The sequence below is a fragment of the Frigoribacterium sp. RIT-PI-h genome, assembly GCF_001297205.1.
Lineage (GTDB): Bacteria > Actinomycetota > Actinomycetes > Actinomycetales > Microbacteriaceae > Frigoribacterium.
The window spans coordinates 1-19,825 of sequence record NZ_LHOZ01000087.1; the positions used below are offsets into that span (position 1 = coordinate 1).

17 protein-coding genes are annotated in these 19,825 nt (G+C 73.4%); 7 read left to right on the top strand and 10 right to left on the bottom strand.

Annotated elements, in window-relative coordinates; all coding sequences use genetic code 11:
* Positions 1-411 precede the first annotated feature (411 nt).
* Genes AEQ27_RS13105 through AEQ27_RS13115 form a run of 3 tightly spaced genes read left to right on the top strand, consistent with a single transcriptional unit; the run spans position 412 to position 3,428 of the window.
* Positions 412-1,221 carry a DUF1275 family protein gene (locus AEQ27_RS13105; protein ID WP_235451093.1) on the top strand — a complete coding sequence of 270 codons (810 nt, stop codon included), beginning with the start codon at positions 412-414 and terminating at the stop codon, positions 1,219-1,221.
* The gene (allB, locus tag AEQ27_RS13110; RefSeq protein ID WP_054147067.1) at positions 1,214-2,662 is read left to right on the top strand and encodes an allantoinase AllB; all 1,449 of its coding nucleotides are present in this window, start codon (positions 1,214-1,216) and stop codon (positions 2,660-2,662) included. Before AEQ27_RS13105 ends, allB begins: the two co-directional genes overlap by 8 nt.
* Before the next feature lie 34 nt (positions 2,663-2,696).
* On the top strand, positions 2,697-3,428 hold the full coding sequence (locus AEQ27_RS13115) for an MBL fold metallo-hydrolase (protein WP_054147068.1): 732 nt from the start codon (positions 2,697-2,699) through the stop codon (positions 3,426-3,428).
* A 67-nt stretch (positions 3,429-3,495) separates the two neighbouring features.
* Here the strand turns inward: AEQ27_RS13115 and AEQ27_RS13120 are convergent, their stop codons facing one another.
* From AEQ27_RS13120 to AEQ27_RS13140, 5 genes are all read right to left on the bottom strand, one after another.
* Positions 3,496-4,494 carry a MurR/RpiR family transcriptional regulator gene (locus AEQ27_RS13120; RefSeq protein WP_082383519.1) on the bottom strand — a complete coding sequence of 333 codons (999 nt, stop codon included), beginning with the start codon at positions 4,492-4,494 and terminating at the stop codon, positions 3,496-3,498.
* Positions 4,491-5,783 carry an allantoate amidohydrolase gene (locus AEQ27_RS13125; protein WP_054147069.1) on the bottom strand — a complete coding sequence of 431 codons (1,293 nt, stop codon included), beginning with the start codon at positions 5,781-5,783 and terminating at the stop codon, positions 4,491-4,493. The genes AEQ27_RS13120 and AEQ27_RS13125 overlap by 4 nt, the downstream gene beginning before the upstream one ends.
* The gene (locus AEQ27_RS13130; RefSeq protein WP_304437583.1) at positions 5,780-7,129 is read right to left on the bottom strand and encodes an alanine--glyoxylate aminotransferase family protein; all 1,350 of its coding nucleotides are present in this window, start codon (positions 7,127-7,129) and stop codon (positions 5,780-5,782) included. Before AEQ27_RS13130 ends, AEQ27_RS13125 begins: the two co-directional genes overlap by 4 nt.
* A gap of 66 nt (positions 7,130-7,195) precedes the next feature.
* Entirely contained in the window at positions 7,196-8,866 is a 1,671-nt protein-coding gene (locus AEQ27_RS13135) for an AtzH-like domain-containing protein (RefSeq protein ID WP_054147070.1), read from the bottom strand.
* On the bottom strand, positions 8,859-10,004 hold the full coding sequence (locus tag AEQ27_RS13140; protein ID WP_082383528.1) for an acetamidase/formamidase family protein: 1,146 nt from the start codon (positions 10,002-10,004) through the stop codon (positions 8,859-8,861). The genes AEQ27_RS13135 and AEQ27_RS13140 overlap by 8 nt, the downstream gene beginning before the upstream one ends.
* A 113-nt stretch (positions 10,005-10,117) precedes the next feature.
* Between AEQ27_RS13140 and pucL the strand changes: the two genes are divergently transcribed.
* A complete protein-coding gene (gene pucL, locus AEQ27_RS13145) occupies positions 10,118-11,011 on the top strand; it encodes a factor-independent urate hydroxylase (RefSeq protein ID WP_043596242.1) in 894 nt (297 codons plus the stop codon).
* 65 nt (positions 11,012-11,076) lie between these two features.
* Positions 11,077-11,556, top strand: a complete 480-nt coding sequence (locus tag AEQ27_RS13150; protein WP_369813659.1) for a nucleoside deaminase — start codon at positions 11,077-11,079, stop codon at positions 11,554-11,556.
* Between the two features lie 18 nt (positions 11,557-11,574).
* Here AEQ27_RS13150 and uraH read toward each other — a convergent pair whose 3' ends face one another.
* Together uraH and AEQ27_RS13160 are read right to left on the bottom strand one after the other, a co-directional pair.
* On the bottom strand, positions 11,575-11,901 hold the full coding sequence (gene uraH, locus AEQ27_RS13155; RefSeq protein WP_054147071.1) for a hydroxyisourate hydrolase: 327 nt from the start codon (positions 11,899-11,901) through the stop codon (positions 11,575-11,577).
* Positions 11,898-12,410 carry a 2-oxo-4-hydroxy-4-carboxy-5-ureidoimidazoline decarboxylase gene (locus AEQ27_RS13160; protein ID WP_054147072.1) on the bottom strand — a complete coding sequence of 171 codons (513 nt, stop codon included), beginning with the start codon at positions 12,408-12,410 and terminating at the stop codon, positions 11,898-11,900. Before AEQ27_RS13160 ends, uraH begins: the two co-directional genes overlap by 4 nt.
* A gap of 389 nt (positions 12,411-12,799) precedes the next feature.
* On the opposite strand from AEQ27_RS13160, the gene AEQ27_RS13165 reads away from it, so the two are divergent.
* Entirely contained in the window at positions 12,800-13,747 is a 948-nt protein-coding gene (locus AEQ27_RS13165; RefSeq protein WP_082383522.1) for an FAD binding domain-containing protein, read from the top strand.
* Entirely contained in the window at positions 13,744-16,515 is a 2,772-nt protein-coding gene (locus AEQ27_RS13170; RefSeq protein ID WP_054147073.1) for a molybdopterin cofactor-binding domain-containing protein, read from the top strand. Before AEQ27_RS13165 ends, AEQ27_RS13170 begins: the two co-directional genes overlap by 4 nt.
* Before the next feature lie 57 nt (positions 16,516-16,572).
* On the opposite strand, the gene AEQ27_RS13175 is transcribed toward AEQ27_RS13170, so the two are convergent.
* The 3 genes from AEQ27_RS13175 to AEQ27_RS13185 form a co-directional block, all read right to left on the bottom strand.
* Positions 16,573-18,015, bottom strand: coding sequence for a nucleobase:cation symporter-2 family protein (locus tag AEQ27_RS13175; protein WP_082383523.1), 1,443 nt, complete (start codon positions 18,013-18,015; stop codon positions 16,573-16,575).
* Positions 18,016-18,291: 276 nt separating this feature from the next.
* Complete coding sequence (locus AEQ27_RS13180; protein WP_054147074.1) at positions 18,292-19,161, bottom strand: 5'-methylthioadenosine/S-adenosylhomocysteine nucleosidase; 870 nt, start codon at positions 19,159-19,161, stop codon at positions 18,292-18,294.
* Entirely contained in the window at positions 19,158-19,610 is a 453-nt protein-coding gene (locus tag AEQ27_RS13185; protein WP_054147075.1) for an S-ribosylhomocysteine lyase, read from the bottom strand. Before AEQ27_RS13185 ends, AEQ27_RS13180 begins: the two co-directional genes overlap by 4 nt.
* Positions 19,611-19,825 lie beyond the last annotated feature (215 nt).

Genomic DNA, 19,825 nt, shown 5'->3' on the forward strand with positions numbered 1-19,825 from the left:
GCCCCGCCCTCTGTGCAAATCGCGACACCGGGCCGGCGACACGCCGCTCACGTCCGTCCGCCGACGGCGTGTCCGCCCGGCGTTGTCGGGTTCGGCCCGCCGCGACACCTGGAAGAAGTCGGGTTCGGCCCGCCGCGACGCGAAGCCGGGTCCGGGTCCGGGTCGGTCCTGACCAGCCCGGTCCGGTCCGGGCCGGTCCGGACCTGTCCGGTCCGGCAGACTCTCCCGGCCACGGTGGGGCCGGACGGTTCCTCCCTCGCCGCACCGCGCCTCCTCTCGTCCACAGGCACGGCCCGGGGTTCGCGCCCGGCACCGCCGCGACCCTACGATCGACGGCAGAACCGATGCGCCGACGCCGCCGAGCTCGCCCGCCCCGCCGTGCCCCGCGGCGCCGAGCACCTGAGGACCCCCGTGAAGAAGTTCCGCCGCAACCAGGCGCGCATGCACCTCGTGATGATGCTGACGTTGACGTTCACCACCGGCATCATCGACGCCGTCGGCTACCTCGGCCTCGACCGGGTGTTCACCGCGAACATGACCGGCAACGTGGTCATCCTCGGCATGGCCATCGCGCAGGCCGACGGTCTGCCGATCGTCGGTCCGATCGTGGCCCTCGCGGCGTTCCTGATCGGGGCCGCGATCGGCGGGCGGGTGCTGCGCGGCGGCCGCGCCGGCTGGGCGGGACGCCGCCCGGGCTCGTTCGGGGGCACCGGCGGCGTGCTGCTCGGGCTCGGCATCTCGACGTTCTTCGTCGTGCCCGAAGAGAACACGCCGTGGGCCTTCACGATCACCGGCCTGCTCGGCGCCGCCATGGGCCTGCAGGCCGCCGCCGCCCGCAAGATCGCCGTGGCCGACGTCACGACCGTGGTGGTCACGTCGACCATCGTCGGACTCGCGTCCGAGTCGAAGCTCGCCGGCGGCACGGGCAAGAACTTCCCCCGGCGGGTGCTCGCCGTGGTGCTCATCCTCGCCGGGGCAGGCGTCGGGGCCCTGCTGCTGCAGGTGCACATCGGCGTGGGCATGGGCGTCGCGGGCGGGCTGACGCTGCTCGTCGCCCTGACCGGACACCTGCTGCGCGAGCGGCGGAAAGAGGTCGAAGCGCGCGAGGCGGCCGCGGCAGCCGCAGCGACGACGACGGCGGCCCCGGCTGCCGCCGCGGCGTCCGGAGTCCAGGAGGCGCGCTCGGCGACCGCCGGAGCGAACGGCGACGCTCGTGGCTGACGCCGTGCGCCACGACCTCGTCGTCCGGGCCCGTCGTGCGTTGCTCGACGGCGTGTGGCGCGAGGCGAGCATCGTCGTCCGGGACGGCCGCGTCGTCGCGATCGGTGGCCTCACCGACGAGGTCGACGCCACCGTCGACGTCACGTTGCCCGACGACCAGGTGCTGCTGCCCGGCGTCGTCGACAGCCACGTCCACGTCAACGAGCCCGGCCGCACCGAGTGGGAGGGCTTCGCCACCGCCACCCGTGCGGCCGCCGCCGGGGGCGTGACGACGATCGTCGACATGCCGCTCAACAGCATCCCGCCGACGACCACGGTCGACGCCCTCGACCAGAAGCGTGCCGCCGCCGGACCCCAGTCGGTCGTCGACGTCGGGTTCTGGGGCGGAGCGATCCCCGCGAACCTCGGCACGGGCGACCTGAGGGCGCTGCACGAGGCCGGCGTCTTCGGCTTCAAGTGCTTCCTGTCGCCGTCGGGCGTCGACGAGTTCCCCCACCTGTCGACCGAGCAGCTGCACCGGGCGATGGCCGAGCTCGCCGACTTCGACGGTCTGCTGATCGTGCACGCCGAAGACCCCGACGGGCTCGACGCCGCCGCGGCCTCTCTGACCGAGGGCGCCCATGACGCGGTCGGCGGTGCCGAGGCCGGTGCCTCGTCCGTCGAGGCGCCCGCCGGAGGCGCGGCGTACGACGCGTTCGTCCGCTCGCGTCCCGACGTGGTCGAGCGCACGGCGATCGAGCACGTGGTCGACGCCCTCCGCGCCACGGGTGGTCGTGCCCACGTGCTGCATCTCTCGTCCGCGACGGCGCTCGACACCATCCGCGCCGCCAAGGCCGAGGGTCTGCGGCTCACGGTCGAGACCTGTCCGCACTACCTCACCTTCGACGCCGAGCACATCGGTGACGGCGCGACGCAGTTCAAGTGCTGCCCGCCGATCCGTGGCGAAGCGAACCGAGAGCTGCTCTGGCAGGCGCTCGTCGACGGCACGATCGACGTCGTCGCGAGCGACCACTCCCCCTCGACCCGTGAGCTCAAATTCGCCGGTGGTCCCGACGCCGCGCACGGCGACTTCGACGTGGCGTGGGGCGGCATCTCCGGTCTCGAGTTGAGCTTCCGCGCCGTGTGGACCGGGGCAAGGCAGCGCGGCATCCCGCTCGAGACCGTCGTCGGCTGGATGTCGCGGGGCACGGCGGCACTGGTCGGCCTGCCCACGAAGGGGCGGATCGCCGTCGGTGCCGACGCCGACCTCGTCGCGTTCGCCCCCGAGACGCCCGTGACGATCGACGTCGACGACCTGTCGCACCGCAACCCCGTGACCGCGTACGACGACGCACGCCTGTTCGGCGAGCTCGCGGCGACGTGGGTGGGCGGCCGGTTGGCGGGGCCGAGCGCGCCTCCTGCGCGGCTGCTCGTCCGTCCCGACACCGGGGTCGCCTCGTGAGGGGCGGCCGTGGTGCCTCTCTCGAGGTCGCGGCGTGAGCCCGACGAGGGCGGTGGCTCCCGTCGAGGTCGCACCGGGCGTGCACTTCGTCGAGGGTCCCGCGTCGAACTGGACGATCCTCGCGGGCGACGGCACCCTGACGCTGGTCGACGCCGGCTACCCGGCCGACCTCGACCTGGTCGAGTCGTCGCTGCGGGCCGTGGCGCCGGCGACGGGCGACGGCGACGCGCGACTCACGTCGGTGCTCGTGACGCACGGGCACAGCGACCACATCGGCACCCTCTCGGCCCTGCGTCGGCGGCACGGGTTCGAGGTCTTCGCGGCACCCGCCGAGGTGCCGAACGTGACCCGCGAGCAGCTGCACCAGGTCACCGTCGGTGACGTCCTGCCGCACCTGTACAAGCCGCGGTTCGCCCGCTGGGTGCTGCACGCGGTGCGTGCCGGAGGCCTGGGCGACGTGGCCGTGGCCGACGTCGCGCCGCTCGACCTCGGGGCGTCACGCACGTTCAGCGGTCATCGCGTCGTGCCGACGGCCGCGGTCGGTCACACCCCCGGGCACACCGTCTTCGCGCTGCCCGACGACGACGTCCTGATCACGGGCGACGCCCTCGTGACCGGCCACCCGACCTCACGGCTCGACGGCGTGCAGATGCTGCACCCGATCTTCCACTCCGACCTCGCCGAGGCGGGCCGCACCTACGGCCGACTGGTCGACCGCGGGGCGCGGGTCGTGCTGCCGGGTCACGGGCCGGTTCTGCGCCGCTGAGCACGACCAGCCCCTCGGCGTTCGTCAGCCGCCCGTCAGTCCTGCATCTCGAGAGTCGGCTGCAGGCCTATTCGAGCTCGGACAGCTCGGCGTACAGCTCGGTGATCTCGGCGACGCGGCTGCGACCACCCTCGGGGCGTCCGGCCCGCACCGTCTCGGTCAGCACGGCCCCGGCCAGCAGGGCGGCCAGGCTCATGGCACCCGCGTAGCTGTCGAAGGGGGCCGGGGTCTCGACCGGGCAGTCGAGCCTCACGGTCACGTCGACGCCACGCAACGACGGATCGGCCACGAGCACCACCGGCACGCCGCGCGCAGCCAGGGACGATAGGACGCCGGCGAACCCGGCCGGTCGACGCCGGAATCCGACGAGCACGACGACGTCCCGCGCTCCGAGCCCGACCAGCTCTTCGCCGATGGACTGGCCCGGCTGCGGCGCCACGCGGACGTCGTCCCGTGCCTGGACCAGCTGCTGCCTGAGGTGGAGAGCCACCGGGTAGCTGTTGCGGAACCCGGCCACGACGACCCGCTCGGCCCCGGCGACCAACGCCGCGGCACGCTCGAGTCGACCGTCGGCGAGCCCCGAGAGCATCGCGTCGAGGTTGCGACGTTCGGCCTCGGCGTGCTCGGCGAGCCCACCGGAGGCGCGGGTCGGGCCGACCGGGACGCCGCGGCTCCGCGACGCCCTCGCCTGGTCACGCACCTCTTGTGCGTCGGTGAAGCCGAGCCGCCGGAACAGCCGCGACACCGTCGCCTTCGAGACACCGCTCTGCTCGGCGATCTCGGTGGCGGTGTAGACGGCGAGGTCGTCCAGGTGGTCGAGGATGAAGTCGGCGGCTCGCTGTTCCTGGGGCGAGAGGCGGCCGTAACCCGAGTCGATGCGATCACGGATGCCCGCCCCCTCGACCGGGCCCGCGCCTCCTGCGCCCTCGGCCGCGTCTGCGCCGGCGCCTGAGCCTGCGCCTGCGCCTGCGCCAGCGCCAGCGCCAGCGCCAGCGCCAGCGTCGCCGAGCCTGTCGTCGCGGAGCGTGTCGTCGCCGAGCGTGTCGTCGCCGTGGGGGCCGCTCATGCGGACGCCCGCGCCGCGACCGGGTGCGCCGCGGCGACCGCGTGCACGGCGGCCTCGAAGGCGTCGAGCGCGACGGCCACGTCGGCGAGCGTGACGATCTCGTCGGGGCGGTGGCTGATGCCGCCGTTGCCGCAGCGGACGAACAGCATGGCCCACTCGGTCAGTTCGGCGACGGCCATCGCGTCGTGCCCGGCCTTCGAGAACAGCACCATCGGGTCGGCGTCGCCGGTGGCGGCGATGCCCTCACGGATGAACCCCCGGAGGCGCGACGAGGCCACGACGGCCGGCGCGCGGTGGGTCTCGTCCACCGAGAAGGTCAGGCCGCGACGCTGGCCGACCTCGGCAGCGACGGCCTGGATGGCGGCCCAGACCTCGTCACGACGGTCGTCGTGCTCGCCGCGGAGGTCGAGGCTGAACTCGACCAGCCCCGGGATGACGTTGACCCCGCCGGGGAAGGCCTGCAGCCGGCCGACCGTGGCGATGCAGTCGGCCTCGCGGGCGAGTCGCTCGACCGCCAGGACGATCTCGCTGGCCCCGGCGAGTGCGTCGTGCCGACGGTGGAACGGCACGCCGCCCGCGTGACCGGCGACCCCGGTCAGGGTCAACTCGAAGCGCCGGGCGCCGGCGATCGACGAGACGACGGCGAGGGACCGATCGGCTTCCTCGAGGTAGGGGCCCTGCTCGATGTGCGTCTCGAGGTAGCCGATCACGTCGGTCGGTTCGTAGGCGGCGTCGGCGACCCGGTCGGGGTCGAGCCCGAAGGCCAGGAACGCTTCGCGCAGCGTCGTGCCGGACGCGTCTGCGAGGGACCACCACTCCGGCAGCCACGGGCCGGCGACCGCACGGGAACCGAGCAGGGCCGTGCCGAAGCGGGCGCCCTCTTCGTCGCCGAAGGCGAGCACCTCGATCGCGAACGGCAGGCGGGCGCCCCGGGCCGACAGTCGCTCGACCAGGGCGATGCCGAGCAGCCCGCCGAGGATGCCGGCGTACCGACCGGCGTCGGGCACCGTGTCGCGGCGCGAGCCGAGCAGCAGGGCGGGCAGGCCGGGCTCGGGGCCCTCGTAGCGGCCGCGCTGGTTGCCGGCCGCGTCCTGCCACGTCGTCATGCCGGCTTGCCGCATCCATCCGCCGGCCATCGCGGTGACCCGGGCGTGCTCGGGCGAGAGGTACACGCGCTCGATGCCGGACGGGCTGCTCGAGACCGCGGCCAGGGCGTCGCAGCGTTCGAGGACGAGACGGGCCTCGGCGAGGGGACCGCCCTCGGGGGCGGTGGTGGCCTCGGGGCTCACGCCGCGCCTCCTTCCGGGGCCGCGCCTCCGGCGGTCGCGGCGTCGAGGTCGGGCGACTGCTGGTCGGGGACGACCGAGGAGGCGCGGGTCGCCTCGGACGTCGCGGCCGACGCCGAGCGGTCCACGTCGAGGTAGACGTCGTAGGCGGCACCGACACCGCCGCCGCTCGTGATCGGCGCGCCCTCGCGGCGGAGCACGGCCTCGAGCGCCGCGAGGGTCGTGAGCACGGTGTCGCGACGCGCGTTGTAGCCCATGGTGCCGATGCGCCAGACCTTGCCGTGCAACGGACCGAACGAGGTGCCGATCTCGATGCCGAAATCGGCGAGCAGGGCGCCCCGCACCCGGTCGCCGTCGACCCCGTCGGGGATCATCACGGCGACCACGTTGTTCATCTTGTGCGCGAGGTCGCCGAAGGTCTCGAGGCCGAGCCCCTGCACCCCGGCGAGCATGGCGCGGCCGTGCAGCGCGTGTCGCGCGACCACGGCGTCCACGCCCTCGTCGACGACGAGGCGGGCGCACTCGCGGGCACCCCAGAGCATCGTGGTCGCCTCGGTGTGGTGGTTGAGGCGCTGAGGGCCCCAGTAGTCGAAGATCATCGCGAGGTCGAAGTAGTTCGAGGCGATCCGGTGGGCGCTCGTCGTGTCACCTTCGGTGCGGATGCCGGCCTCGATCGACGTGCGGGCCCGGATGACCTCGACGGCCCGCTCGCTGTAGGTGACGGGAGAGGACCCCGAGGGGCCGCCGAGGCACTTCTGCAGGCCGGCGCTGACGGCGTCGAGGCCGAGCTCGTCGGTGCGGAAGGTGTTGCCGACGATCGACGCCGTGACGTCGGTGTAGAACAGCACGCCGTGGCGGGCGCAGACCTCGCCGAGCCCCTCGAGCGGCTGGGCGACGGTCGTCGAGGTGTCGCCGTGCACGACCGCGAGCAGTTTCGGCCGGACGCGCTCGATCGCCTCGACGATGCTCTCGAGGGTGAACACCTGCCCCCAGGGCACCTCGATGACGTGGACCTCGGCCCCGCAGCGCTCGGCGATCTCGCGCAGCAGGTGCCCGAAGCGGCCGAAGACGGGCACGAGCACCTTGTCGCCCGGCTCGATCAGCGAGACGAGCGAGGCCTCGATGCCGGCGCGCGAGGTGCCGTCGACGAGCAGGGTCTGTTCGTTCGAGGTCTGGAACACCTCACGGTAGAGCGCCTGGGTCTCGTCCATGTAGGCGGTCATGGCGGGGGCGTACTGCCCGACGAGCTGCGCCGACATCGCCCGGAGCACCCGCGGGTCGGCGTTGATCGGGCCGGGGCCCATGAGCAGGCGGGCGGGCGGGTCGATCGGCTGGAAGACTCGTTTCACCCGGCCCACCCTACGCAACCCGTGTTTCATGCAGGTGAACGCGTCGGCTCTCGTCAGCGGCGAGCATCAGGTCGCCCAGGTCGCCGCGAGGTCGAGCAGGGACGAGTCCGACCCGCGCGGCCCCACGAGGCACAGCCCGACGGGGGCCCGCCGCCCGGAAGCCGTCGGCACCTCGAGGACGGGTGCCGAGACGGCAGGTGCGCCGAGCACGCCGGCGACGCAGGTGAGACCGAGCGTCGCCGAGCGCACCGCGTCCACCTCGGCGGGGGTCGCCCCGAGCGAGGGCGCGGCCGAGGACGCACTCGGCAGGAGCAGCACCCGCCCGTCGAGGAGGGACTCGAGACGGTGACGTTCGTGGTCGAGGGCGACCCGCGCCTCCTCGGCTCGCTGCCGTGAGACCGTCGAACCGAACGCGAACCGGGACGCCACGTCGGGCGCGAGTTCGCCGGGATGCGCGGTGATCCAGTCGCCGTCGGACTGCCAAGCCTCGAAGGCCTGCACGACGCGGAACAGCTCGAACAGCTGTGCGACGTCGCCCAGCACGAGCGGCTCGGGACGCTCGATGCGTCCCGCCACGGTCGCCTCGTCGAGGGCCCGCCCGAACTCGGCACGCACCTCGGGCGTGACCGAGGCGAGCAGTCCGGGGTCGACCACGTACGACGGCTCGACCGGCACCTGGTCGGCCACGGGCAACGACGTCTCGGCCGCCCGACGGAGGGTGTCGACGTCCCGGGTCAGCCAGCCGACCGCGTCGAAGCTCGGCGCGAGCGGGAGCAGCCCGGTGCGGTCGACGGCCCCGTGCGTCGCGCGGAGACCCCAGAGCCCTTGGTACGACGCGGGCACCCGGAGCGACCCGCCCGTGTCGGTGCCGAGGCCGATGCTCACCTGCCCGAGGGCCACGGCCGCCGCCGGGCCACTCGTCGAACCACCCGAGATAGCCCCGGGCACGGCGGGGGTGGGGGGGGTGGCGTCGGCGGGGTTGCGTCCGGCGATGCTGTAGGCGAACTCGTCGGTCTGGGCGATGCCGCGCAGGTCGGCCCCCGCGTCGAGCAGGTGCTGCACCGCGGCCGCGTGCCGGGTCTCGGGCGTCGCACCGGTGAGACGAGCGGGCACCCCGGCACCGATCGGGTGGCCCGAGACGGCGAACAGGTCCTTCACGGCGACGGTCTCGCCGGCGAGCACCCGAGAGCCCCCAGGAGGCGCGGTGCCGGTCACGCCGTCGTCGCGCCGTCCCGAGACGAGCGGCTCGCCCACGACCCGCCAGACCCGGCGGTCGATCGCCGGAGGCGACGCCTGCACCTGCGCCGACGCGATCCGCCACGGGTAAGCACCCTGCGACCCCGAACCCGACTCGCGGCGCCAGAGCTGCGTGACGACACCGCGCCCACCGGAGGCCGGGGCGTTGACCGACACGACCAGGGCGGTGTCGGCGTCGAGGACCCGCACGTGGCACTCGACGACACGACGCACCGGACCCGACCCGCGCCTGCCTCGGAAGTCCGTGATGGCGTCGTGCCCGACCAGCAGACCCCCGACGTCGGCTCGCATCACGGTGGCGGTCGGCTCGAAGGCTGCGGCGAGCGCGGCTTGGTCGTCGGCGGCGAGCGCCCGCTCGTAGGCGTCGAAGGCGGCCAGCAGGCCGTCGGGCAGGTCACCCTCGACGGTCGTGGGGACGGTGCCCGAGCCGACCCGTGCCTCCTCGGGGCCGAGCAGGTCGGTGGGCGTCGCGTCAACCACCGAAGTCCGCCTTGCGGATGCGGGCGTGGACGCCCTTGACCAGGTCGACGACCTGCGAGATGTCGAAGTCGGTCGCGGCCGACAGGTGGGCGTGGGCGAGGCTGCGGTCCATGCCGTAGCGGGCCGCGAGCGGGCCGATCGCCGCGCGGACCCGGGCGCGGACCGCCTCGTCGAGGTCTTCGTCGAGGCCGGTCGGCACGAGCAGGTCGGCGGTCTCGGCCAGCGGCCCGGCGATCTCGCCGAACAGTGTCACGGCCTCGGCACGCCGCACGAGGTCGAAGCGGACCGTGACGCGCAGGCTGGCCTCCATCGCGGTGAGTGCGACCTCGCCGTCGCCCTGGGCGAAGTGCGGGTCACCGACGTAGGCGAGGGCCCCGGGCACCTGGACGGGCAGGTGCAGGGAGGCGCCCTCGGTCAGCAGGGCGATGTCGACGTTGCCCCCGTGTGGGCCCGGTGGCACCGAGTGCGGTCGCTCGTCGCCCGCGACGGCGACCCCCATGATGCCGAGGAACGGGTGCAGGGGGAACCGCACGGTGTGCTCGGCGCCGGGCACGAGCGGCAGGGTGCCGACGAGCGAGCCGTCGGGCTCGTGGTCGACGGCCGCGAAGACGCTGACCGGGCCGGCCTCGAGCGGGTACTCGCCGGCCAGGGCGCCGCGACCGTGACGGTTCGAGATGATGCCGTAGGGCACCCGTGGTGTCGCGTCGAGCAGGGTCATCGTGACGACGTCGCCGGGCTGCGCCCCTCGGATCGCGATGGGCCCCGTCACGACGTGCGGGCCGTCGGCGGCGGGGTCTCGGCCGTGCCGCTCGTCGCCCGCGGCGGCCAGGGCGACCGCGTCGTCGAGCACGTGGTCGGCAGGCACCCCGTGACGGGCGAAGAAGGCCCGGGGGTCACGCCCCTGGTCGTCGAGCACGCCCTCGTGACTGAGGGTGTCGATGAGGACGGCCGTGCCCGGGTCGATCGTGAGCACGGGCTCGTCGGAGGCACAGGGCAAGCGCCCCCACAGGGTCGTGGCGAGTGTCGCGGGCATGTAGGGGACGGCTCCGTCACGGTCGCCCGGCGACAGGGGTTGCAGGATCGGAGTCGCAGGAACGGGGCCCGACGGGGGTGCTGGGGTCGCCTCGGAGATCGCCATGCCCAGCACAGTAGCGAGTGGACGCCTCGTCCCGACAAGCCTTCTGAAACGAGTTGTTCACAATTCGTCCATCGTGAAACAAGTCGTTCACACGGTTGTGTGATCATCGCCGCATGGCGATCATCCTCGGCGACAACCAGTACGGCAAAGCGGAGTCGCGACTCGTGCGCTTCTACCGCGACGGGCCCCGGCACGAGATCCGCGACGTCAACGTCACGACGGCGTTGCGCGGCCCCTTCGACGCGGCGTACCTCCGCGGCGACCAGAGCGCCGTCCTGCCGACCGACACCCAGAAGAACACCGCGTTCGCGTTCGCGAAGTCGAAGGGCGTCGAGGCCGTCGAGCGCTTCGGGCTCGAGCTCGCCCGCCACTTCGTGCACGACGTCGAGCCCGTGACGGGTGCCCGCATCGAGATCGAGCAGTACGACTGGCAGCGGGCCGTGGTCGACGGCACCGAGCACGACCACACCTGGCTGCGCTCAGGGCAAGAAGTCCGGACCGCCGCCGTCACGGTCGACGACACCGGCGAGTACGTCGTGGGCGGCCTGAAAGACCTGGTCCTGCTCAAGTCGACCGGCTCCGAGTTCGCCGGGTTCCTGACCGACGAGTTCACGACCCTGCCCGAGACGCACGACCGCGTCATGGCGACGGCGCTCGACGCGAAGTGGCGCTTCGGCACGACCGACGTCGACTGGGAGGCCACGTACGCCGAGGTCAAGCGCTTGATGGTCCGCGAGTTCGCCACCCTGCAGTCGCTCGCCCTCCAGCAGACCCTGTGGCACATGGGCACGGCGGTCCTCGAGGCGATCCCCTCGATCGTCGAGGTGCGCCTCAAGGCACCGAACAAGCACCACTTCGCCTACGATCTCTCCCCCTTCGGCCTCGAGAACCCGGGCGAGGTCTTCTGGGCCGCCGATCGCCCGTACGGTCTGATCGAGGCCACCGTGCTGCGTGACGACGCGCCGCCGGCCCACGACGCCTGGCGTGCGTCCGCGGGCCTCGCATGAGCGTCGTCGAGTCCACCGATCCCACACCCGCGACACCCGCCGTACCCGCCGTACCCCGAGGAGACATCGTGACCGGAACCGACGACGCCCGCTGGCTGGCGCGCACGATCGAGTTGGCCGTCGAGAACGTGGCGAACGGGGGCGGGCCGTTCGGGGCCGTCATCGTCCGGGGCGACGAACTCGTGGCCGAGGGGCAGAACCGGGTGACGGCCAACCTCGACCCGACCGCGCACGCCGAGGTCACCGCGATCCGCGCGGCCTGCCAGGCGGTCGGCGACTTCTCCCTCGCCGGCACGACCCTCTACACCTCGTGCGAGCCGTGCCCGCTGTGCCTCTCGGCGTCGCTCTGGGCGAGGGTCGACCGGGTCGTGTACGCCGCCGACCGGCACGACGCCGCGCGTGGCGGGTTCGACGACCTCGAGTTCTACGCGCTGTTCGCGCGCGACCGGTCCACCCGGGCCCTCCCCGTCGACGAGGTGCGCCCGACGAACGCGCCGGCGCCGTTCGAGGCGTGGCTGACCCACGACCACCGCACCGACTACTGAGCCGCCGTGCGGGGGGGGTCAGCTGCCGCGATAGGTCGAGTACGCGAACGGGCTGAGCAACACGGGCACGTGGTAGTGGCTCGACTCGTCGGCGAGGCTGAAGTCGATCGTCACACGCGGGTAGAACGTGTCACGCTGCGACGCCGCGAAGTAGGCGGCGGTGTCGAAGACGAGTCGGTAGTCGGCGGCGGGCAGGGCGTCCGGGCCGAGCTCGGGCACGCGCCCGTCGGCGTTCGTGACTCCGGTGGCGAGTTCGACTCCCTGGGCGTCGAAGAGAGCGACGGGGACGTCGGCCGCCGGGCGGCCCAGCGCCGCGTCGAGGACGTGCGTGGTGACGTGGCTCATGCGCCGGCCTCGTCCGTGCGGCCGGTGGACGCCGGCTCGGCGGGGGCCGGCTCGGCGTCCGGCTCGGCGTCCGGCTCGGCGGGGGCCGGCTCGGCGAAGGGCGTCTGCAGCCGAAGCAAGGCGATGTCGCGCAGCTCCGCCCCGACGATGCGCAGCTCGGTGTCGTCGTCGAGCCCGAGCCGCCGGTGCAGCTCGCCCACGATCTCGGCCCGGCTCCGACCGGCGGCGCGGATCAGGAACACCCGGTCGAAGCGCTGCTCGTACGCGACGTTGCCCTCGGCCAACAGCTGCGCGAGGGTCTCGTCGTCGGCGTCGGCCGCCGAGCCCTGCTCGCGTCGGCGGAACTCCTGGGCGGCCGCGGCGCCGACCGGCTTCGCGCCGATCCGCGGGTGGGCGCCATCGCCTCGTCGATCTCGGCGGCGCTGAGCGGCGTCGCCGCAGCGGCCGCGACCGTGATCAATGCGGCGGCGTCGGCGAACGGCGACTGCGCGGCGACGTCGTCGGCCCACCGCTCGACGTTCAGGGCGGCCAGCAGATGCGAACGCAGGGTGGCGTCGTCGAGCTCGATCATGACGCACACCTTAGCGACGGTGCCCCGACGCGACGGGAGCGGCCGGCCGACCCGCGCCTCCCGGGTGTCGGGCGATGCGACGCCCGTGCGAATCGTGGCGGGTGGCAGCTCGCACCACGTTCGTGTCGTCGAACCTCCCGCTGGCGTGGTTCGACGACGCAACGCTGGTGCGACCGCGACCGCGACCGCGACCCCGACCCCGACCCCGGCCCCGGCCCTCCACCCGAGGCGGACGCCGGGCCGCCGGCAGCACCCCGGCGCCGGTCGTTCGACGCCGAGCGAGCCGACACATGCTCGAAACCCCGGTCGTGCAGAGTGGGTGCTCCCATGGACCTGACCACCCTTCGCGAGATCCGCACCCCGTCGCGCCGGGACGAGATCGTCTTCGCGCCCGGCGAACGCCCCCTCGGCGGCGGCACGTGGCTGTTCTCCGAACGGCAACCCGGGCTGACCGGCCTGGTCGACCTGACCTCACTCGGGTGGACGCCCGTCGAGCGAGGCAGCGCCACCGACGGCCGCGACGTCGTCAGCATCGCCGCCACCTGCACCATCGCCGCGCTGCTGCGGCTGCCTGCCGACGACGACTGGGTCGCCCACCCGCTGATCGACCAGTGCGCGAACTCGCTGCTCGCCTCGTTCAAGATCTGGAACGTCGCGACGGTCGGCGGCAACGTCGCCCTCGGGCTGCCGGCCGGGGCGATGACCTCGCTCATGGCGACCCTCGACGCCACGGCCCTCGTGTGGACCACCGACGGCGGTGAGCGCCGTCAGCCGGTGTCCACCTTCGTCACCGGGGTGGTGCAGAACGCCCTCGAGCCGGGCGAGGTGTTGCGCGCCCTCGAGGTGCCGGTCGATTCGCTGCGCTCGCGCACCGGGTTCCGGCGCATCTCGCTCAGCCCCCTGGGCCGCTCGGGCACGCTGGTCACGGCCCGGCTCGGTCTCGACGGCGAGTTCGTCGTCACGATCACGGCGGGGGCGGCGCGCCCGGTCCCGCTGCGCTTCGACGAGGTGCCCGGCGACCGGGCCCTGGCCGCCGCCGTCGCCCGGGTCGACTGCTGGTACTCCGACCCCCACGGCGATCCCGACTGGCGTCGTGCCATGAGCACCCGGTTCGCCGACGAGCTGCGCGTCGAGCTCGCGCAGCCGGCCGCCGCCGCGCTCGTCCCCGTCGGCCGGGCACGACCTCACCGGGAGGCGACCCACGACCCCCGCAGCGCGGCCGCGCGAGCGAGGTCGACCCCGCCCACCGCCACGAGCCAAGGAGGCGCGCGATGACTCCGAGACACGTCACGTTCGAGGTCGACGGCCTGCCCCTCGACGCCGACCTCGCACCCGGTCAGGTGCTGCGCACGGTGCTGCGCGAGAACGGCGTCCACTCGGTCAAGAAGGGGTGCGACGCGGGCGACTGCGGCGCCTGCTCGGTGCTGGTCGACGGCGAGCCCGTGCACTCGTGCATCTACCCGGCGCACCGGCTCGAGGGTCGGGCCGTGACGACGGCGGCCGGTCTCGGCACCTCCGAGCACCCCCACCCCGTGCAGCAGGCGTTCGCGGACGCGGCCGGGTTCCAGTGCGGCTTCTGCACGGCCGGCATGGTGGTGACGGCCTCGACGTTCACCGAGGCCGACGCGGCCGACCTCCCGCGCCTCCTGAAGGGAAACCTCTGCCGGTGCACGGGGTACCGGGCGATCGGCGACGCGATCTGCGGCGTCTCGAACACGGTGGCCCCGGCCGACGGCGACGCGGCCGGTCGATCGGTGAAGGCTCCGGCGGCGATGCGCGTGGTGTCGGGCAGCGAGCCCTACACGCTCGACTTCCGCAGCACGACGACGCTGCTGCACCTCGCCGTGCTCGGCAGCCCGCACGCCCACGCCCGCATCACGGCGATCGACACGAGCGCCGCCGAGGCCATGCCCGGGGTGCACCTGGTGTTGACGCACCGGGACTCCCCCGCGACCTTGTTCTCGACCGGTCGCCACGAGGACCGCGAGGACGACCCCGACGACGGACTCGTCCTCGACCCCGTGCTGCGGTTCCGCGGGCAGCGCGTCGCCGCGGTCGTCGCCGACGACGTCCGCACGGCGACGAACGCCCTGGCGGCGATCGTGGTCGAGTACGAGCCCCTGCCCGCCGTGTTCGACCCCGAGACGGCGCGCACGCCCGGGGCCCCGTTGCTGCACGGCGAGAAGACCAGCGAGGTGTCGCGCATCGCGTTCCCCGAGCGCAACACCGTGGCCGCGATGCACGACGAGACCGGTGACGTCGAGGCCGGCCTGGCGGCGGCGGACGCGGTGGTCGAGGGAACCTGGCGCACGCAGCGCGTCTCGCACGGAGCCCTCGAGACGCATGCCTCACGCGGCTGGCTCGACGACGACGGACGCCTCGTGATCCGAACGGCGAGCCAGGTGCCGTTCCTCGTGCGGGACGAGCTGGCTCACGTCTTCGGACTGCCACAGGAGCAGGTCAGGGTCTTCGCCGCCCGCGTCGGCGGTGGCTTCGGGGGCAAGCAGGAGCTGATCACCGAGGACCTCGTCGCCCTCGCCGTGCTGCGCACCGGTCAGCCCGTGCAGTACGAGTTCACCCGCGAGGACGAGTTCACGATCGCCCCGACCCGCCACCCGATGCGGGTCCGCGTGCGGGTCGGCGCGACGAGCGACGGGGTGCTGACCGCGCTGCACGTCGACCAACTGATGGACACGGGCGCCTACGGCAACCACGGCGTCGGCGTCATGTACCACTCGGTGCACGAGTCGACCAGCGTCTACCGCTGCCCGAACAAGCGCGTCGACGCCGAGTCGGTCTACACGAACAACCTGCCCTCGGGGGCGTTCCGGGGGTACGGGCTCGGGCAGGTCGTCTTCGCCGTCGAGTCCGCGATGGACGAACTGGCCCGCGAGCTCGGCATCGACCCGTTCGAGCTGCGCCGCCGCAACGTGATCGTCCCCGGCGACCCCATGGTGGTCACCGACCCCGACGAAGAGAGCGACCTGCTGATCGGCAGCTACGGACTCGACCAGTGCCTCGACCTGGTCGAGCAGGCGCTCGAGTCTCCTGCACCCGCGGGCGCGCCTCCTGCCCCCGTCGGCCCGACCTGGTCGACCGGGCGCGGCATGGCCCTCGCCATGATCGCGACGATCCCGCCGCGCGGTCACTTCGCCGACACCTCGATCGAGCTGCTGCCCGACGGCCGCTACGACATCGGCGTCGGCACGGCCGAGTTCGGCAACGGCACCACGACGGTGCACACCCAGCTCGTCGCCTCGGCGCTCGGCACCACGCCCGACCGGGTCGTCGTCCGGCAGTCCGACACCGACGTGGCCCGCTACGACACCGGGGCCTACGGTTCGGCCGGCGTCGTCGTCGCTGGCAAGGCCCTGCTCGCCGCGGCCCACAAGCTGCGCGCGGCCATGGTCGACCGCGCCCTGGCGATCGCAGGAGGCGCGGGTCACGCCGTCGACACCGGCACCGCCCCCGAGGTGGTCGCGGGCGGCGTCGTGGTGCGGGTCGGCCCCGGTGTCGACGCGACCGTCCTCGTCTCGAGCGAGCGGCTGCTGGCCGACGGTCCGCTCACCGCCGACGGGGCCCACGACGGCACCCCGCGCTCGGTGGCGTTCAACGTGCACGGCTTCGAGGTCGCCGTCGACCGGGCGAGCGGCGAGGTGCGCCTGCTGCGCTCGGTGCAGGCGGCGGACGCCGGGGTCGTGCTGAACCCCGAGCAGCTGCGCGGACAGGTCGAGGGCGGCACGGCGCAGGCGATCGGCACCGCGCTCTACGAAGAGATGATGCTCGACGACGAGGGACGCGTGCTGACGACGGCGTTCCGCAACTACCGGATGCCCAAGTTCGGCGACGTGCCCGAGACCGAGGTGCACTTCGCGACCACGCACGACGACCTCGGCCCGCTCGGTGCCAAGTCGATGAGCGAGGCGCCGTACAACCCGGTGGCACCGGCCCTGGCGAACGCGATCCGCGATGCCCTCGGCGTGAGACCGCACGAGCTGCCGATGTCGCGCGACCGTCTCTGGCGCCTCGCCGGCGGGCGCTGAGCCGAGCCGATCGGGCCGGGCCGGGCCGGGCTGAGCCGCCCCGGGCCGGGCCCCGGCTCAGACCTCGCGCTCGGTCACACCGGCCGGTGCCGCGGGTCCGCGCACGGCGTCGTGCGCCGACACGTCACGGTCCGCGCCCTCGTCGCGTGCCTGCACCCGCGGCGAGTTGAGCAGCAGGTTGAGCAGCACGGCGACGATCGCCCCGGCGCTGATGCCCGAGTCGAACACGATCGTGAACCAGGTCGGGAACTGCGCGTAGATCTCGGGGCTGACCGTCGGCAGCAGACTCACGCCCAGGGCGACCGCCACGATCAGGATGTTGCTGTTCGTGAACCGCACCGTCGACAGCGTCCGGATGCCGCTCGCCGCGACCATCCCGAACAACGCGACGCCCGCCCCGCCGAGCACCGCCACCGGCACGCCCTCGACGACGGCGCCGAGCGCGGGCACCAACCCGAGTACCACGAGGATGCCGCCCGCCAGCGTCGCCACGTACCGCGACTTCACGCCCGTGATGCTGACCAGCCCGACGTTCTGCGCGAAGGCGGTGTACGGGAACGTGTTGAAGACGCCGCCGATGACGGTCGACAGCCCGTCGGCCCGCAGCCCGTCGGCGAGGCGACGCGGCGTCACCGGCCGGTCGACGATCTCACCCACCGCGATGATGTCGCCGGTGGTCTCGGTCATGATCACCAGGCCGACGATGCACATCGACACGATCGCGCTCACCGGGAAGGTCGGCAGTCCGAAGTGGAACGGCAGGGCGAGGCCGAACCAGGCGCTCTCGCCGACGCCGCTCCAGTCGGTCAGCCCGAACGGCCAGGCGACGAGGGTGCCGACGACGAGTCCCAGCAGGATCGACAGGCGGCGGAGCGCAGGAGGCGCGAACCGCTCGATCAGGATGATCAGCAGCAGGGTGCCCGCGGCGAAGGCGATGTCGAGGGGACGTCCGAAGTCGTCGGAACCCGTGCCTCCTCCGACCCATCCGGCGGCGACGTCCATCAGCGAGACGCCGATGATCAGGATCACCGTGCCCGTGACGATCGGCGGGAAGAACCGCACGAGCTTCGAGAAGAACGGCGCCAGCAGCATCATGAAGACGCCGCTCGCGATGACCGAGCCGTAGATCGCCGTGATGCCGTACTCGCCGCCGATCACGATCATCGGCCCGACGGCGGCGAAGGTGCAGCCCTGCATCAACGGCAGCCGCACCCCGAAGCGCCAGAACCCCACGGACTGCACGATGGTCGCGATGCCGGCCACGAACAAGTCGGCGCTGATCAGGTACGCGATGTCGCCGGGCTCGAGCTGGCCCATGCCGACCAGTGCTCCACCGACGATCAGCGGGACAGCGACCGCCCCGGCGTACATCGCGAGCACGTGCTGCAGGCCGAGCGGGAAGAGCCTCCGCAGCGGGGGGACGCGGTCGACGGGGTGCTTCTCGACGGTGTCGACGGGCGCGCCGCCGGCGGCAGCCGGGACGGACGAGGGCTGGGACATCGGGACTCCTGATCGTGGGGATGCCGGGTGGTCGTCGTCAGAGTACGAAACGCGGGTTTCGTCGCGACGGCACGCGTGTTTCAGGCTCGTGACGTCGGCGCGGGGGGTGCCGATGAACCCGGTTCCGAACGATGCACCCACGAGCAACCGGGTGCATCGTTCGAAACCTGGTGCATCGAGAAGGAGGCGCGGGCTGGCTGCCGAGGATCGGAACAGCACCCAGCCCCATCGCCAGGCAGCGCGACGCGCGGCGCACGCCGCGCCGCGGCCACCTGCTCAGCGGGCGGTGATCGCCCGGACGAGGTGCAGCGTGACGTCCGCCGAGCGCCCGGCAGTGAGGGCGAGGTTCTCGTCGTGCACGTCGTGGGCGTCCGGACCGGCGAGGTCGCTGATGCCGCGCACCGAGACGAACGGCACGTGGTGGACGTGGCAGGTCTGGGCGATCGCCATCGACTCCATGTCGACGGCGTCCACGTCGACGACGTCGGCGAAGGCGCTCCGAACGCCGATCACGCGCTCGGCGGTCATGAACGCGTCGCTGGAGGCGATCAACCCGGGCCGCACGGCCCAGCCGCCGCCCGACACGCTCGACGCGCTCGACGCGCTCGACGCGACACCGTCGCCCGAGGCCTCACCCGCCGTCGATGTGTCGGACGAGACCGACGTGACCGACGTGTCGTAGGCGACCGCCGCCTCCATCAGGGCCGGGTCGGCGTGGAAGCTGGCCGGCATGCCGGGCACCTGTCCCAGCCGGTAACCGAACACGCGCGCGTCGGCGTCGAGGTTGACGTACTCGGAGCCCGCGACGACGTCGCCGATCTCGATGCCGACCCCCATGCCCGCGGCGGTGCCGGCGCTGATGACGGTCGGCACGACGCCCTCGAGCGATCCCGCCCGCACGATGGCCGAGGTGGCCGCCCCGGCCGCGTTGACGAACCCGATGCCGCTCTGCACGAGCAGCAGTTCGACCCCGTCGATCTCGACGACGCGCTGCAGCGACCCGCCGACGGCGACCGGCTCGTCGACGCGCGACGCCCGGGACACGAACGGCGCGGCCTCGTCGGCCATCGCCACGATCACGATGATCGGGGGTGCGGCGAGCGCCGCGACCCCGTCGGCAGGAGGCGCGGCGGGCGGCCCGGTCATCGGGGGACGGTCGACCGCTCGTCGCGGGCCGCGAGGAAGGCGCGGGCGACGCCCTGCGCACCCTCGAGCGTGTGGTTGGCGCCCCAACCGCACTGGACCTCGTTGGCCGCGGGGACCTCGGTGGCGGTGGTGATGTCGGTGAGGGTGCCCTCGATGAGCGACAGGACGTCGTCCATCGCGGGGTCGCCCTGCAGGATCAGGTAGAACCCGGTCTGGCAGCCCATCGGCGAGAAGGCGATGACGTCGCCCGGGCGGTTGCGCGAGTGCTCGGCGAAGAGGTGCTCGAGTGAGTGGACCGACGCCATGTCGAGGTGCGCCTCGTTCGGCTGCGTGAACCGGACGTCGAACTTGGTGATGACGTCGCCGTGCGGCAGCGTCTTCTGGTCGGCGACGCGCACGTAGGGAGCGGCGACGGTGCGGTGGTCGAGGTTGAACGACTCGACGTTCATCTTGGGCTGGGTCACGATGGTCCCTTCGGGGTGCGGGCGGGGCGCAGGAGGCACCTCGGCCCCTGCACCGATCTGTGCGTCCCAACGCCCTGTCGACCCTAGGACATTCCCCCCGCGCCGGTCGGCGTGTGACCCCGCGCGCGGCCCACCGCCCTCTCGGCCCGCGCGGGCTGCGCCGCGCAGCCCGCGCGGCCCGGCTCGGCCCGGCTCGGCTC

Coding starts and splice junctions, on each gene's coding strand:
- AEQ27_RS13120 (WP_082383519.1), bottom strand. CDS start 4,494: ATGAGCGGCCCCCACGGCGACGACACGCTCGGCGACGACACGCTCCGC.
- AEQ27_RS13140 (WP_082383528.1), bottom strand. CDS start 10,004: ATGGCGATCTCCGAGGCGACCCCAGCACCCCCGTCGGGCCCCGTTCCT.
- pucL (WP_043596242.1), top strand. CDS start 10,118: ATGGCGATCATCCTCGGCGACAACCAGTACGGCAAAGCGGAGTCGCGA.
- uraH (WP_054147071.1), bottom strand. CDS start 11,901: ATGAGCCACGTCACCACGCACGTCCTCGACGCGGCGCTGGGCCGCCCG.
- AEQ27_RS13165 (WP_082383522.1), top strand. CDS start 12,800: ATGGACCTGACCACCCTTCGCGAGATCCGCACCCCGTCGCGCCGGGAC.
- AEQ27_RS13170 (WP_054147073.1), top strand. CDS start 13,744: ATGACTCCGAGACACGTCACGTTCGAGGTCGACGGCCTGCCCCTCGAC.
- AEQ27_RS13175 (WP_082383523.1), bottom strand. CDS start 18,015: ATGTCCCAGCCCTCGTCCGTCCCGGCTGCCGCCGGCGGCGCGCCCGTC.
- AEQ27_RS13180 (WP_054147074.1), bottom strand. CDS start 19,161: ATGACCGGGCCGCCCGCCGCGCCTCCTGCCGACGGGGTCGCGGCGCTC.
- AEQ27_RS13185 (WP_054147075.1), bottom strand. CDS start 19,610: ATGAACGTCGAGTCGTTCAACCTCGACCACCGCACCGTCGCCGCTCCC.